The sequence below is a fragment of the Caballeronia sp. GAWG1-1 genome (genome assembly GCF_023631465.1).
In the GTDB taxonomy this organism is placed as follows: Bacteria; Pseudomonadota; Gammaproteobacteria; order Burkholderiales; family Burkholderiaceae; genus Caballeronia.
In genome coordinates this window covers 78,257-92,521 of the sequence record NZ_JALQDB010000029.1, presented here as the reverse complement: position 1 = coordinate 92,521, position 14,265 = coordinate 78,257, and the positions used below count along the sequence as shown (strand labels likewise).

Here is a 14,265-nt window from a genome sequence, read left to right as displayed (position 1 = left end):
GGCATCGTTTGTCTTTCGTTGTGCGCGCCACGAACATGGAAGCCGTCGAGACATATCCATAACGGTCGTTCAAGGCCACGACACCGGCAAGAGGCACGCGATGCATGCGACGCCGCACCTGCCCCACAACGGAGACACAACAATGAGTTCCCATAGTCCGGTTGCGTACCTGGCGGGCGACGAGTCGTCCACCTATGCAAAGGTGACATGGCGCCTGCTGCCATTTCTTTTCGTGTGTTATCTCTGCGCTTATCTCGATCGCATCAACGTGAGCTTTGCCAAGCTGCAGATGCTCAATGATCTGCATTTCAGCGAAGCGGTCTATGGAGCCGGGGCGGGCGTATTCTTTATCGGCTATCTTCTGTTCGAAGTACCAAGTAATCTGATCCTCTTGCGCGTAGGCGCTAGACGCTGGATTGCGCGGATCATGGTGACGTGGGGTGTCATATCCGCCGGCATGATGTTCGTGACCAGCCCGACGAGCTTCTACATCATGCGCTTTTTGCTCGGTGTGGCCGAAGCTGGCTTCATTCCAGCCATCCTGCTCTACCTCACGTACTGGTTTCCGGCCTCGCGGCGCAGCAAGGTGACCGCGCTCTTCATGACTGGCATTCCGATGTCGGGCGTCGTTGGCGGACCGCTGTCGGGCTGGATCATGAGTCATATGGGCGGCATGCACGGTATCGCGGGATGGCAATGGCTCTTTCTGCTCGAAGGCATTCCGACTGCGCTCTTCGGCATTGTCGCGTTCTTTTATCTCGATGATAAAGTCGCCGATGCAAAGTGGCTCAGTGACTCGCAAAAGGCCATGCTCGAAGCGAATCTTCGCGATGAGAAGCCCGCACATGCACTGCATTCCGTGAAGGATGGCCTCTTGCATCCCAAGGTGCTGCTGCTGAGCGTGACTTACTTTTTCTTCACGATGGGCCTCTACGGCGTGAGCTTCTGGCTGCCGACGCTCGTCAAGGCAAGCGGCGTTTCCGATCCGCTCAACATCGGTCTTCTGACGGCAATTCCATATGCGGCCGGCGCCATCGCCATGCTGGCAGTCGGTCATAGCTCGGACAAGCTCGGCGAGCGTCGCTGGCATCTGGCGGGCGCGGGCATCGTCGGCGCAATCGGTCTGTATTTCAGCGTGGTGTATGCGCACTCGACCTTCTTCGGCATGATCGCGCTCACGATTGCGACCATGGGCGTGGTCACGACCATCTCGCAGTTCTGGGTCTTGCCGCCCGCGATTCTCAGCGGCGGTGCGGCAGCCGCAGGGCTCGCGCTTGCCAATTCGGTGGGCAGCATCTCGGGTGTCGTGAGCCCGTGGCTGATTGGCATCATCCAAACGCATTCGGGTTCGACCGGCAATGGTGTGCTTGGTCTTGCGGTAAGTTGCGTGATAGGCGCCCTCATGGTCTTTACGATACCGGCTGCGTTGGTGAATAGCCGCCGTCGCACGGACCGATGAAAGCAGTTCAACACGAAAAGCCCTGCAAATGCAGGGCTTTCTCGCGCGATGCCGATTCATGTTCACGTTGCTTCCGCCTGCCTCTGTTCATTCAATACAAGACCCAGACGCTCGACCAGATTCTTGCGCGCGTTCGCGGTATGGAGATCCGTGAGTTCGGATGCGCGTTGCGCGTCGCCTTCCGCGATTGCCGCCGCAATGGCTGCGTGCTCATCCCAAATCGACTTGCGCTGTCCCGATGCCTGCAAGACCGCGCCCATCACGCGACGCAGATGTACCCAATGCATCTGCGCGGTATCGGCGATCAGCGGATTGCCCGAGGCTTCGTAGATGGCGCCATGAAACGCCATGTCCGCATCGATCATCGCCTTGACATCGTCGCTTTTCGACGCGCGCCGGCCGTTCGCGATCAGCGACTTGTCGAGCTTCGCTCCACGTTCCGCCGCGAGGCGTGCGGCAAGCGAATCCAGTGCACCGCGAATCTCGTAGAGATGGCTGATCCACGCGGGATCGAGCGGGGTGACGAGCAAACCGCGACCGGGCGCTTCCTGCACGAGCCCATCTTTTTTTAAGAGCCGCAGCGCCTGCAGCACGGGTGAACGCGATACGGCGAGTTGCTCGGCGATCTCTTCCTGCGTGATGCGCGTACCAGGCGCGAGCGAGCCGGAACTGATGGCATCGAGCAAGACCTTGTAAACCTCGTCCACGTAGTCCGTGCGGGCCTGAAGCTTGAGAAGTTTGGCGGGCATGATGTCGAGCTCAATCTCTGGATACGGAATACGACAAGGTTACAGCCCGCCAGTGCGGCGGTCAACGAACGAAGCCACGCATGCTAGTCCACATTCGCGTTTACCCATAGAGACAACGCAGCAGTCCGTCGTTAATCTTTGTATACAGAGTACGGAGTTCGGTAACCGAAGTTCGGACTTCAACCATCAAAAGCAGCGGACCATATCCATCCCCACATCAGGACGAGACTCTCCATGACGATCAAATCAGACAAGCTGGAAGGGCAGAAGAGCAGTGGCGGCGCCACGCCCGCCGTCAAGAAGCTGATTCCCTTCGGCGGGTACTACACGAGCAAGGTGCCGGGCCACGATCCGGAGTTGACCGAGACCGGTCCCGGCACGCCGATGGGCGAGTACATGCGCGCGTTTTGGCATCCCATCTGCATGTCGATCGAGCTGACCGATACTCCGCGTTACCTGAAAATACTCAACGAAGAGCTCGTGGCGTTCCGTGACGGCAGCGGAAGGATTGGTGTGCTGCACGCGCATTGCGTGCATCGCGGCGCATCGCTCGAGTACGGTGCCATTCAAGAACACGGCATCATGTGCTGCTATCACGGCATGGTGTTCGATGTGGATGGCGCGTGTCTTCACGTACCGTTCCCTAAGGGCGAGGAAAAAGAGGCCGAGAAGTATGCCTGTTCGATTCGTCAAGGCGCTTATAAAGCCGTCGAACGTAACGGCCTGGTGTTCGCTTATATGGGGCCGCCCGAGAACGAGCCGCCGTTCCCTGAATGGGAAGGCGACTACACGGTGCTGCCCGGCGATGAACTCGTCCCCTACAGCAACTTCCAGCATTGCAACTGGCTGCAAGTGCAGGACAACGCCGCCGACAACTATCACCCGACCGCGCTGCATGCGGCCAAGAACGTCGTCAATGGCAACTTCCAGGGCACGACGTTCGATGAAGTCGGCGCGGCCTCGATGGAAGTCGCTCCCGATATGCATTTTCAACCGGTGCAGCAAGGCCGAAGCCTCGCTTGTGCGGGCGCGCGCCGCGTGAACAAGGATCGTCTCTTCGTGCGTGTGCAGCATCAGGTGCTGCCGAACTTGAGTCTGCATGCTTATACGTCGGAGGACGGTTCGAAGAAGAAGCTCTTTAGCCGCTTTCATATCGTGCGCTGGACCGTGCCTGTCGACGATCAAAACAGCAAGATGATCGGCTGGCGCGTGATGGGTCCGGGCATCGACACACGCGGTGTGGGCAAGAAGGAAATGGTCGGCTACGAGTCGATCGACTTTCTCGAAGGGCAAGTCGCCATGCGTCGTCCGGAACGCTTTGGCAAGTACAAGATCGAAGATATCGTACCGATTCCGCCGAACCATCGCGAGCGCGAGACTTATAAGGAAGCGCAATATGCACCGGGCGATTACGAAGCGATCATTTCGCAGCGGCCCATTGCCGTGCACGCGCTCGAGAATCCGACGAAGTTCGATGCGGGCCTCTTCCTCTTCCGCAAGATGTTGCGCGATGCGGTGCGCGGTTCGAACCCGGCGGCATCTGCGCAGAATTTCGCCGATTGGTTTCGCGAGAACGCCGGCTCGCCCAACAGCTTCTGCTCGGGCAACGTGTTCGAAATTCCCGAGGGCAAGACCGTTGAAGAAGAAGTCACGCGTCGTCGCGCCGTCACCAAGAAGATCGTCGCCATTCTCGCGCAGAGCGAGACGATGAAGGGTGATGAGCGCGCTAACTTCGTGCGGCAAAGCTTCGAGGAACTCGAGCAATCGATGAAGCAATAGCGGCTTATGGCGAAGGCGCTTTGACCAATGCCGAGCGCTTTCGCAAGCCCGCCGCTCATCGATCGAGGAGACGCAACCATGTCGACACAACCCATATCAACCGACCGCCAGGCACAGACGCTGCAATTGATGGTGCGACAAGTCCGCTTCGAAGGACGCGGCATCAACTCCTATGAGTTCGTCGACCCTGAGGGACATGCATTGCCGCCGTTCACGGCTGGCGCGCATCTGGACATCCATCTTGCAGGCGGCGTGATCCGTCAGTATTCCATCTGCAATGCGCCGCGCGAACGGCATCGCTATGTGATTGCCGTTCTGCGCGATGAGCGCGGACGCGGTGGCTCGAAAGCACTGCACGAGCAACTGCGCGTACAGGACATCGTGAAGGTGAGTCTTCCGCGCAATAACTTTAGTCTCGTCGATGGCGCGCGTCGCGTGTTACTGATCGCAGGCGGTATCGGCGTCACGCCGCTCAAGGCGATGGCGCATGAACTGGACGACGCCGGCATCGACTACGAGATGCATTACTGCACCAGGGACGCAAGCTGCGCCGCGTTTGCCGACGAGTTCGAATCGATGCGCGCAAGCGGAAAGCTGCACCTGCATTTCGATGGCGGCGACCCGGCCACGGGCCTCGATCTGCGCCGGTTGCTCGACGCGCCGCGCGAAGGCGAGCATGTGTATTACTGCGGCCCAGGCGGCTTCATGAAGGCATGCGCCGATGCCGCCGGACACTGGCCCACCGGCACGGTGCACTTCGAGCATTTCAAGGCGCCGGAGCGCAATCTCGACGATGAAGCCGCCAACGATGCACTTGACAGTTTCACCGTGCGCATTGCGAGTACGGGACAAGAGATCGAGGTATCTAAGGAAGAAAGCATTGCAGACGCGTTGGCACTGGCAGGCGTACCGATTGAAACCTCTTGTTGCGCAGGTCTATGCGGCACCTGCAAAGTGCGCTATCTCGAAGGCGAAGTCGAACACAACGACTGCATTCTCGGCGACGACGAAAAGACCGAATTTCTCACGGCGTGTGTATCGCGTGCGACGAGCAGGGTGCTGGTGCTGGATCTTTAGCAAGCGCTTGAACCACCACGAAGGGCAGACAAAGAAATTTGTCTGCCCTTTTTCTTTGCGAGCGTCTAATCCATCCACGCGTAAACCCGCTTGCCTCAAGTTTTTTTTAGTGGAAGACTTGCCTCCCATCTGCCGCGTCGGATACGTGTCCGATATATCGGACAAGCCTCAAACGGATTTTCCTCTTGCGAGATGCACACATGAAACTTGTTAGAGAAAGCGCGCGCTTTGCTCGTTGGGTTGCAATTGCCGGCCTTGTCGCGTTGGCGGCCTGTTCGAAAGTCGAAGCACCAGCGCAGGATGGGGCGGCAAGCTCAACGCTTAAGACCGTTTTGCAACGCGGCACCTTGCGCGTAGGCGATTGCTTGAGCTTTGCGCCCTTCGGTTTCTATAACAAGGACGGCCAGCCGGACGGCTACGACGTCGATCTCGCTAAGGAACTCGCTAAACAAATGGGCGTAAAGCTCGAAGTGGTCAACACCACCAGCGCCAACCGCATTCCAAATCTGCAGACGAGTAAGGTGGATGTCGTGTTCTGCAATTTCACTCGCAATCTCGAACGGGCCAAGGAAATTGCCTTCACCAATCCGTACGTGGTGGCGAGTGAAGCGCTGCTGGTCAAGAAATCGAGCGGGATCAAATCCATCAAGGACATGAGCAACCGCACGATTGCCACCGTCAAAGGCTCGACCAACGGCGACGAAGTGCGCTCACTCAACATGCAGGTGAAGATTCAGGAATTCGACAGCTCGCAAGCCGCCATTCTCGCCGTCAAGCAAGGCCAGGCTGACGCGATGATCGAAGACAACAACTTTCTTGCATACCAGGCATCGCTCGATCAGGAACTTACCGTCACTGACGAAGCCCTCGTGCCGCTTGAATACAACGCGTTCGGCGTCAAGGCCGGCGATCAGGTCTGGCTCAACTATCTGAACCTGTTCCTGTTCCAGATCAACGCGTCCAAGCAGAACGCGCAGCTCTATAAAAAATGGTTCGGGCAAGAGCCGCGTTTCCCGCTCAACCCGCAATATTAATTTGACCGTGACGCCGGTTGCGTGACGTCCAACGTGAGGAAAAATTATGGGCTATGAATGGTTGACGCTTGCTGGCTATTTCAGCGACTTCCTGCATGCCGCATGGCTCACGCTGCAAATCACGCTGCTGGCGTTCATTCTGGCAATGGCGCTCAGTCTTTTGACGGCGCTTGCAAGCGGGTCCAAGAGCCGCGTGCTGCGCGGAATCGCAAGCGTTTATATCGAAGTCATCCGCAACACGCCGGTCCTGCTGCAGATATTCATCGTGTTCTTCGGCTTGCCGTCCCTTGGCATTACGCTCGATGCTTATACAGCAGGCGTGATCGCACTAGGGGTGAACGTAGGCGCTTATCTGGCGGAAGTGTTTCGGGCGGGCATCCAGTCGGTGCCCAAGGGTCAGCTCGAAGCGGCATCGATTCTCGGACTAGAGCGCTCGCAGATCTTCACGCAAGTGGTCTTGCCGCAAGCGGCGCGCGCTGTTTATCCGGCTATCGTCAACAACCTGATCCAGCTTTTGCTCGGCACGTCGCTGCTTTCCGCGATTGCACTGCCCGAGTTGAGCGGTACGGCGACCGTCATCAATTCGCGCACGCTGCTTTACGTACAGACTTTCACGGTCACGCTTCTTGCCTATCTCGTGCTCAGCAACCTGCTTTCCTGGGCTGCAGGGCAGATTGGCTTGAGGCTCTTTCATCCGCCGCTCGTCATCAGGAAGCCTTCGCGCCGATCGTTCATGCTGCGCCGTCCTGCCGCGCGCACTTAATCGGAGAGCGAGACATGTCGAGCGATTTATTGACGACGAGCCTGTCGATCCTTTTGCAAGGGCTCTTGATGACGCTGGCCTTGTCGGCCGCGTCGATCGTGGGCGGTACGGTAATCGGTCTTCTGGCCGCCGTGCTTCGTTCTTTCGGGCCTTGGGGCACCGACAAGATTGCAAGGCTCTACACCGAACTCTTCCGCGGCACGCCAGTGCTCATCACACTGATGTTCATCTATTTCGGCGTGTCCTACTTCGGCTATGCCATCGATGTCTTTGCCGCCGGAGTCGTCGGCTTGAGCGTTTATCAAGGCGCGTATATCGCCGAAGTATTTCGCTCAGGCATCGAGGCGGTCCCTAAAGGACAGTGGGAAGTCTCGCAGATTCTCGGTCTATCCAAAACGCAAGCGTTCTTCTCCGTAGTCTTGCCGCAGACCGGCCGGATCGTTTTGCCGCCGCTGGTCGGGCAATATCTCTCGCTTATCAAGGACACGTCGATCGTTAGCATGATCGGCATGTCGGAGTTGATGCACGGCGGCCAGGCGATCGTCGATCGCGTGGGCGAGCCAGTCGAGATTTATGGCCTCGTCGCCGTACTGTATTTCATCGTGTGCTTTCCGCTGTCGCAGTGGGTGCGCCGTCACGACCGTAGAAGGAGCGTGCTGTCATGAGTGAAGCGTCGATCATCAACCTCGCGGGCGTGAGCAAGTCGTTCGGTGCCACGCAAGTGCTGCGGGAGATCAATCTCGATGTGAGGCTTGGCGAAGTGCTTGTCTTGATCGGCGCATCGGGCTCGGGCAAGAGCACCGTGTTGCGTATCATGAGCGGCCTTGAAACCGCGGATGCGGGCGAAGTGTGGGTCAACCAGGTGCCGCTGCACGATGCACGTCGCGCTAAAGAAATTCGTGGACATGTGGGCATGGTGTTTCAGCAGTTCAATCTGTTCCCGCACAAGACCGCGCTCGGCAATGTCACGCTTGCACTCATCAAGGCGCGCAAAATGAGTCCCGCCGATGCCAAGAAGCGCGCCATGGATGCGCTCGACCGTGTCGGCCTCGCCGATCGTGCGACGCATTACCCGAGTCAATTGTCGGGCGGCCAGCAACAACGCGTGGCCATTGCACGCGCACTCGCCGTTGAGCCAGGCATCATGTTCTTCGACGAGGCGACTTCCGCGCTCGATCCGGAACTCGTCGGCGAAGTGACCGAAGTCATGCGCGGACTGGCGCGCGATGGCATGACGATGGTCGTGGTCACGCACGAAATGGGTTTTGCGCGCAAGACGGCGGATCGTGTGGTGTTCATGGACAAGGGCGTGATTGCAGAGCAGGGCGCACCCGAGCAAATCTTCGTGAATCCGCAGAACGAACGCACGCGGCAGTTTCTGCATCGCGTGCTGGATCATTGAGCGGAGCCCGGCCGATGTCGACAGTGGAAACGTCGCGTGCGCGCGGGGTGGATCGGGTCGTGGCGATCATGAAGCAATTGCATCTAGCTCGCAGGCCGCTTGCGATGCGCGAATTGATCGAAGCGACTGGCGCGCCGCGTTCAAGCATCTACGAACTGGTTGCAATTTTAAGCGAGGCGGGTCTACTGGAAGCGGGCCCCGACGGCAGCATCTTCTTTGGCCGCGAGATGCATTACTACGGCTCCGATTACGCGGTGCACAACGATTTGATCAGCCGCGCGCATCAGTCCATTCTCGCGCTCGTGCGCAGCCACGACGAGACCGCGCAACTGTGCATGCTCGAAGGCGACAAATATACGGTCGTGCTTTCAGAAAACAGTTCTCGACCTTTCAATATCAGTTCGGATATTGGCGTCAAGGTCCCCATTCCCTGGACGGCATCAGGCAGATTATTGCTAGGTCATTTGAGCGGCGACGCAATTCGCGCGCTCATTCCTGATGAAGACTTCGTTCTGGACAACGGCAAGCGAGTCGATTTCACAGACTTCCTCGCCGATGTGGAACGCGCAAGGGAGCAGGGCTTCTGCTGCACGACAGGCTTGTCGCATACGTTTCGCTATTGCATGGCCGCGCCCGTTCGCGATCGTTCTGGTTTGGCCGTCGCGGCGCTCTGCTTCATGACGAGTCGCGACACCGATCCAGAGAAACGCGATCTCATGCTTGACGACCTCATTCGCTCGGCACGCGCCTTATCGCAACCTCATAGGCGCGGATGATTCGCCGCTTTGCGAAAAGCCAAAAGCCAAAAGCCAAAAAAATATAAGCAAACCCTAAAAAGCTCTGTGCGATGCCGCGCGGATTGTTTGCAGTTAAGCGCATTTGCCAGACAAGACATTATGCACCCCATGCAATGATCGCCAATAGATAGTCCGTTTGAACAAAATTCGCGTCGGCACATCGCAAGTGCTAAGCGGGCTTAATATAATTGGTGACAAGTAACCCTCGCTGCATGGCGGCGCAAAGCCCGGAGAGAAGCTTTGCGCAACGCCCGACTAGGACTAGCTGGAGTCCCGTGTCGATGGGAATAGCACTTGCTGCCCGTTCCCTTTGTGCCTGCAGTTGTCCAAGCATAATAATGACGCATGCAGGCTGGCGGTTTCGAAGGCACTCCTTGCTTACGTCTGAACACCGCCAAAGACGAGGAAAATACAAATGAGACCGGTGGTTTTCGGCAAAAGATTCGGATGGCTGCACGCAGGCGCCGGCACGCGCGGCGTCGTTCTCTGCAACACCTATGGCCACGAATATGTATGGACTTATAGCGGCCTGCGTCACCTGGCAGACGCTCTTGCGGCCCGCGGCTTGTGGGTCTTGCGCTTCGACTATCTCGGCACGGGGGATTCAGCCGATCTAGAAGCAGGACAAGATCTGTTCGATTCGGCGGTGGATGACATCGGTTCAGCCGTCGATTTCCTCAAGGAACAGACGGGTATCGAGCACGTCACGCTAGCGGGCTTTCGGGTCGGTGCCGCGTTCGCTTTGGCTGCGGCGCTCAAGCGTCCCGTCGACGATCTCGCCTTGCTTGCGCCAGTCGTGAGCGGACGCACTTATATCCGCGAACTCGGCGCGGTGCGCAAGACCTGGCTCGACCAGCTCGCACCGCCCCTTCGCGAAGCGCAACCCAAGACTGGTCCGCTCAACGTGCTGGGTCAGGTTTATGACGATGCCTTTAGAGCCCGACTGGAAAAGATCGATCTCGCGTCGCAAGTGAAAAGTGCGGCTGATGCGCCCGCCAATCGCGTATTGCTGATGCACGCACGAACGAGCTCGAAAGACCCGCTGCTGGATGCGCTCAGTGGGCTTGGCGTCGATACGCAGACACAACCCTTTGAAGATTTGCTCGGCTTCATTCAAGAGTCGGCATTCACGGTATTGCCCAAGGCTGCTTTGGCAACGGCCACTGAGTGGATTGCAAACGGCGCGCTCGAAGCAGGCCCCGTTAATACATCGGCTGCGGCACATGACGTGTGGCCAGATCTCGTCATCGAAACGCCGGAGGCTGTCGAGCGTCCCGTGCGAATGGACGAACACGGACTCGTAGGCGTGCTGTGCGAGCCGCGTCATGGTGCAGCGCGTGGCCCTGTGTTTGTCATGACGAATACGGCGGCGAGTTCACGCGTAGGCGATAGCCGGCTTTCCGTGCGGATTGCACGCGAGCTAGCATCACGTGGTATTGCTTCATTGCGGTTCGATGCACGCGGCCGTGGCGACAGTCCGCTTCCTTCGGGCGATGTGCAGTCAGACACGCCCTTCGGCAGAATCTATAACGTGGTCGCAACTGAAGACACTGGCGTCGCCGCGCGTTGGTTGTCCCGGCAAGGCTACAAGACGATTTATGCGTTCGGCATTTGTTCAGGTGCGTATCACGCTTTGAAGGCAGCGGTCAGCGAGAGCGTTATTACCGGCGTGATTTCGGTGAATATCCCTACGTTCAAGCGTCCCGAGGACAAAACGCCCGAAGCGTTGCGCGAATCCACACGCAACTCCATGGCGGGTTATGCGTTCTCCATGCTCGATCCGCAGAAGTGGAAAGCCATTTTGCGCGGCGATAAGAATCTGCTTCGCGTAATGGGCTTTATCGGCGGCTACATGCTCACGCGTGCGCGTTCACGTGTCGTCGATGTATTGAGGCTCGACAGCCTGAGCAAAACGCCGCCCGAGCAGGCCACTACACCCATGCCGATCATTCGCGCGCTCGACGCTAGAGGCGTGAACACGGTGCTGGTCTACGGCGCCTACGATGCGGGCCTGGACTTGCTCGCCGCGCATTGCGGCAAGCTGGGCGCCCGACTCAAGCGGCTTCGTTCAGTGCGTGTCGCAACTTACGCCGATGTCGATCATTCGTTGTTCAATGCCGCAAGTCTTCCGCAAGTGATCGCGTTGTGCGAGTCGGTCATCACGCAGACGAATGTGCAGACCGAAGTTCCAGGCGTGTCGCAACAGCGAAACCATAGCAGCGCACTGACCGATCAACGCGTTTGATGCTTCTGCATATAAGCGACATGTAGTGCACGCACGCGTTCTGCAAGGTCGTCGACGGGGCCATCCACGATTGCTCCGTCGATCACCTCTTCAATGGGCAGCGCGCGAACAGGGCCGGGCCCAGCACCGAGTTCCTCACGCCAGCGCGTGAACTGCGCGGTCGAACTCGCATAGACGATTCGCCCAAGCCCCACCCACGCATGCGCCGCCGAACACATCGGACAATGCTCGCCCGATGTATAGACCACGGCATTCTTGCGCGCGGGCTCGCTCATATTTTCCGCAGCCCACTTTGCAATAGCGAACTCAGGATGCAAGGTCTTGTCGCCCGTGCTGATGCGGTTACGATCCTCAAAGAGCACGTGACCGTCGCTCGCCACCAGTAGCGAACCAAAGGGTTCATCGCCTTGGTCGAGCGCTTCTTTAGCCAGTTCGATGCATCGTTCGAGATGTTTCCTGTCCACGCCATCTATCATTCGACCTCTCCGTTGTTTGCTCGCCTTCTTGCACATTGAACACGCCTCAATAAACCGGATTCAAGCATTCGTACCGACCGCCGTTAAGAAGAAAACAGGCCTTTTCTTCATATCATTAGGGTCGTAACTCGATTTCGCTTTGCGGCGGTTTGCCGGGGTGCAAGTGATGAACGTTTCATGTTTCCTAGCGGTGTGGCTAATGGTGTTCAGCCTTGCCAGCGGCGCGCGCGCGGCTACGTCGCCGCTCAATTACACCACGTCCTGGATCGGCAACACTTTTGGCTTCGGCGATGGCAAGTGGATGCAGCAGGACATACAAGCCATCCGCGTTGCACCGGAAGGAACCGTCTATACCAATAGTCCGTGGGATGAAAGCGGCGCCGAGATCGTGGCGTATCGCAATGGCGACCGAATCGCGGTGGCGGGCGCGACGCATGGTTGGGGCGCGGCGGGCGGCGACGCCATTGCATCGAACAGCACATACCTCTATGCGGCGATGTCCATCGGCAATCAAGGCGGTGGCCTCGTCGGCGCGGATTATCCGCCCAACGGTTATACGTGGTTCGGCATTACGCGACGCACGATCGCCAACATCGCCAAGGGCGCGTCTTTTACGGGCGGCGCCGGCAACAGCGCGAATGCTACCAAGAACAGTTTCCTGATCGTGGCGACTGTGCCGGCCGGAACGGACGCGGGCATTCGCGGCCTGGCCGCTAACGATAGCGAGCTTTTTGTTTCCGACGCGTCGAGCAATCAGATCGTTGTGTTCGATGCCAACACGATGAGGCGTAATCGCGCGTTCAACGTGACATTACCGGGACGCATGGCACTCGATATAGACGGCACGCTTTGGGTCATTACAGGCACGTTCAACGGACACCCCGCCATTGCACATTATTCGACGACAGGCGCGATACTCGGCGGCGTGCCGATACTCCCCCTAGGAACGATACCCGCGGATATCGCGGTCACTCCATCGGGTGATCTTTATATCGCGGATAACGGCGTGGGCCAGCAGATCTTGCCTTTCCGAAAGAACGCGGCGCTAACTGCGGTCGGCACGCTCAAGGGCGTGAATCATGCGACCGCTGGCACGATCGAAGCAGGGCGCTTCAACTCGGTCACGGGTATCGGTTTCGATCAGGCCGGCAATTTGTACGTTGGACAAAACGGCGAAGGCCCGCGAGCTTTGAACTCTGCCTCGGTGGGAACGGGCGCGGTGCTGCAGGCTTTCAAAGGCGTCACACGTTCTATTACATGGGAACTGGACGGTCTCGTGTTCGTCGATGGCGCGAGCTTCGATCCCGGCGCGCCGAACACCATCTATACCGGCTCGAAAGTCTTCACGATGGACTGGAGCAAGGCGCCCGGCAAGCAATGGACGTACACGGCGCATACCGTGGACCGCTTCACTTTTCCTGATGACCCTTCGATTCACATCGGACGCGCGGTGCGTGGCCAGCCGATGGTACGGCGCCTGAACGGCAACCGGCCGTATCTATTCACGCTCGATCCATATTCGCATCAGCTCTATGTGCATCGCTTCGACGCCGCGCACGGTTATACGGCAATACCATCGGTCATGTTCGCCGAGTCCTATATTTCAGGCGGTTTTCCAGCGAATCAACCGGCCTATGGCGAATGGATGTGGCGCGACATCAATGGCGATGGCCATCTCGACACGAGCGAATTCATAGGCAATCCATCGACGGGGAGTCTGATAGGCAACAGCTTCATCTGGGTCGATTCCCTTGGCAACGTATGGTTCGGTACCCCGACGAGCGGCATACGAGAAATGCCGCTGCAGGGCTTCGATGCCTTGGGCAATCCGCTTTACACCTATGCATCGGCGAAGACTTATACGATGCCAGCGCCTTTCACCCGCATTGGCCGAGTGCTTTACGTGCCTGAGACCGACACGATGTATATATCGGGCTTCACGCAAACCATTCCCTATGATGCCGCGCGCTGGAAAGAGGCCGGCCCATATCTCGCGCGTTACGACAACTGGACTCGCGGGCCGCGCGTCATGACCTATCTCATCGCGCTGCCTTGGGACACGACGACCAACCCCGTAATCACGCCCGTGGGACTTGCGACAGCGGGCAATTACCTCTTTGTTGCGGGCCTCTTTACGCAGAAGGTTTATGTGTACGACGCGCGCACCGGCGCACACGTTGGCTGCATGTCGCCGGGCGCGAACGTAGGCTGGACTAGCGGCTATGTCGATGTGGAACTGGGTATCAGCGCCACGCTAAGGGCCAATGGTGAATACGACATTCTTTTGGAAGACGATGCACGCGCCAAGATTCTGATGTACCAGTGGAAGCCATGAATTCTTGGCGCAGTGCAACGCGCCAACAAGTCAGACGCGGCAAGCAAATGAATATGGTCTTGCTGCAACCGCATAGCCGTTCATCGGTATCGCCAGCTATTGAGCCTACAAAATATCCAAGGGAAAGTCCTAAGAAAAACATCTGATGT

At 58.1% G+C, this 14,265-nt stretch carries 12 protein-coding genes; 10 read left to right on the top strand and 2 right to left on the bottom strand.

What is annotated here, in order from left to right; all coding sequences use genetic code 11:
• The first annotated feature begins 142 nt into the window (after positions 1 to 142).
• A complete protein-coding gene (locus tag NCT03_RS18430; protein ID WP_250467056.1) occupies positions 143 to 1,459 on the top strand; it encodes an MFS transporter in 1,317 nt (438 codons plus the stop codon).
• A gap of 62 nt (positions 1,460 to 1,521) precedes the next feature.
• Here NCT03_RS18430 and NCT03_RS18425 read toward each other — a convergent pair whose 3' ends face one another.
• Complete coding sequence (locus tag NCT03_RS18425) at positions 1,522 to 2,208, bottom strand: GntR family transcriptional regulator (protein ID WP_250493412.1); 687 nt, start codon at positions 2,206 to 2,208, stop codon at positions 1,522 to 1,524.
• Between the two features lie 234 nt (positions 2,209 to 2,442).
• On the opposite strand from NCT03_RS18425, the gene NCT03_RS18420 reads away from it, so the two are divergent.
• The 8 genes from NCT03_RS18420 (at position 2,443) to NCT03_RS18385 (ending at position 11,305) form a co-directional block, all read left to right on the top strand.
• Entirely contained in the window at positions 2,443 to 3,987 is a 1,545-nt protein-coding gene (locus NCT03_RS18420) for a Rieske 2Fe-2S domain-containing protein (protein WP_250493411.1), read from the top strand.
• Positions 3,988 to 4,065: 78 nt separating this feature from the next.
• On the top strand, positions 4,066 to 5,064 hold the full coding sequence (locus NCT03_RS18415) for a PDR/VanB family oxidoreductase (protein ID WP_250467053.1): 999 nt from the start codon (positions 4,066 to 4,068) through the stop codon (positions 5,062 to 5,064).
• Between the two features lie 200 nt (positions 5,065 to 5,264).
• A complete protein-coding gene (locus tag NCT03_RS18410) occupies positions 5,265 to 6,098 on the top strand; it encodes an ABC transporter substrate-binding protein (protein ID WP_244829668.1) in 834 nt (277 codons plus the stop codon).
• Between the two features lie 46 nt (positions 6,099 to 6,144).
• Positions 6,145 to 6,861: an amino acid ABC transporter permease gene (locus NCT03_RS18405; protein ID WP_250493410.1), complete on the top strand. Its 717-nt coding sequence runs from the start codon at positions 6,145 to 6,147 to the stop codon at positions 6,859 to 6,861.
• 14 nt (positions 6,862 to 6,875) lie between these two features.
• Complete coding sequence (locus tag NCT03_RS18400; protein WP_250493409.1) at positions 6,876 to 7,526, top strand: amino acid ABC transporter permease; 651 nt, start codon at positions 6,876 to 6,878, stop codon at positions 7,524 to 7,526.
• Positions 7,523 to 8,263 carry an amino acid ABC transporter ATP-binding protein gene (locus tag NCT03_RS18395; protein WP_244829671.1) on the top strand — a complete coding sequence of 247 codons (741 nt, stop codon included), beginning with the start codon at positions 7,523 to 7,525 and terminating at the stop codon, positions 8,261 to 8,263. Before NCT03_RS18400 ends, NCT03_RS18395 begins: the two co-directional genes overlap by 4 nt.
• A 14-nt stretch (positions 8,264 to 8,277) precedes the next feature.
• Entirely contained in the window at positions 8,278 to 9,039 is a 762-nt protein-coding gene (locus tag NCT03_RS18390) for an IclR family transcriptional regulator (protein WP_250493408.1), read from the top strand.
• A gap of 436 nt (positions 9,040 to 9,475) precedes the next feature.
• On the top strand, positions 9,476 to 11,305 hold the full coding sequence (locus tag NCT03_RS18385) for a serine aminopeptidase domain-containing protein (RefSeq protein WP_250493407.1): 1,830 nt from the start codon (positions 9,476 to 9,478) through the stop codon (positions 11,303 to 11,305).
• Here NCT03_RS18385 and NCT03_RS18380 read toward each other — a convergent pair.
• Entirely contained in the window at positions 11,293 to 11,781 is a 489-nt protein-coding gene (locus NCT03_RS18380) for a nucleoside deaminase (RefSeq protein WP_250493406.1), read from the bottom strand. The two genes, NCT03_RS18385 and NCT03_RS18380, sit on opposite strands and share 13 nt — an antisense overlap.
• A 166-nt stretch (positions 11,782 to 11,947) precedes the next feature.
• Here NCT03_RS18380 and NCT03_RS18375 point away from each other — a divergent pair, with 166 nt between their 5' ends.
• Entirely contained in the window at positions 11,948 to 14,116 is a 2,169-nt protein-coding gene (locus NCT03_RS18375; RefSeq protein ID WP_502800387.1) for an NHL repeat-containing protein, read from the top strand.
• The last annotated feature ends 149 nt before the right edge of the window (positions 14,117 to 14,265 follow it).

What these genes read in the sequence shown, in the direction of transcription:
- NCT03_RS18375 (WP_502800387.1), top strand. Translation starts at nt 11,948, where the DNA reads ATGAACGTTTCATGTTTCCTAGCGGTGTGGCTAATGGTGTTCAGCCTT.
- NCT03_RS18385 (WP_250493407.1), top strand. Translation starts at nt 9,476, where the DNA reads ATGAGACCGGTGGTTTTCGGCAAAAGATTCGGATGGCTGCACGCAGGC.
- NCT03_RS18380 (WP_250493406.1), bottom strand. Translation starts at nt 11,781, where the DNA reads ATGATAGATGGCGTGGACAGGAAACATCTCGAACGATGCATCGAACTG.
- NCT03_RS18415 (WP_250467053.1), top strand. Translation starts at nt 4,066, where the DNA reads ATGTCGACACAACCCATATCAACCGACCGCCAGGCACAGACGCTGCAA.
- NCT03_RS18425 (WP_250493412.1), bottom strand. Translation starts at nt 2,208, where the DNA reads ATGCCCGCCAAACTTCTCAAGCTTCAGGCCCGCACGGACTACGTGGAC.
- NCT03_RS18390 (WP_250493408.1), top strand. Translation starts at nt 8,278, where the DNA reads ATGTCGACAGTGGAAACGTCGCGTGCGCGCGGGGTGGATCGGGTCGTG.
- NCT03_RS18395 (WP_244829671.1), top strand. Translation starts at nt 7,523, where the DNA reads ATGAGTGAAGCGTCGATCATCAACCTCGCGGGCGTGAGCAAGTCGTTC.
- NCT03_RS18420 (WP_250493411.1), top strand. Translation starts at nt 2,443, where the DNA reads ATGACGATCAAATCAGACAAGCTGGAAGGGCAGAAGAGCAGTGGCGGC.
- NCT03_RS18430 (WP_250467056.1), top strand. Translation starts at nt 143, where the DNA reads ATGAGTTCCCATAGTCCGGTTGCGTACCTGGCGGGCGACGAGTCGTCC.
- NCT03_RS18405 (WP_250493410.1), top strand. Translation starts at nt 6,145, where the DNA reads ATGGGCTATGAATGGTTGACGCTTGCTGGCTATTTCAGCGACTTCCTG.
- NCT03_RS18400 (WP_250493409.1), top strand. Translation starts at nt 6,876, where the DNA reads ATGTCGAGCGATTTATTGACGACGAGCCTGTCGATCCTTTTGCAAGGG.
- NCT03_RS18410 (WP_244829668.1), top strand. Translation starts at nt 5,265, where the DNA reads ATGAAACTTGTTAGAGAAAGCGCGCGCTTTGCTCGTTGGGTTGCAATT.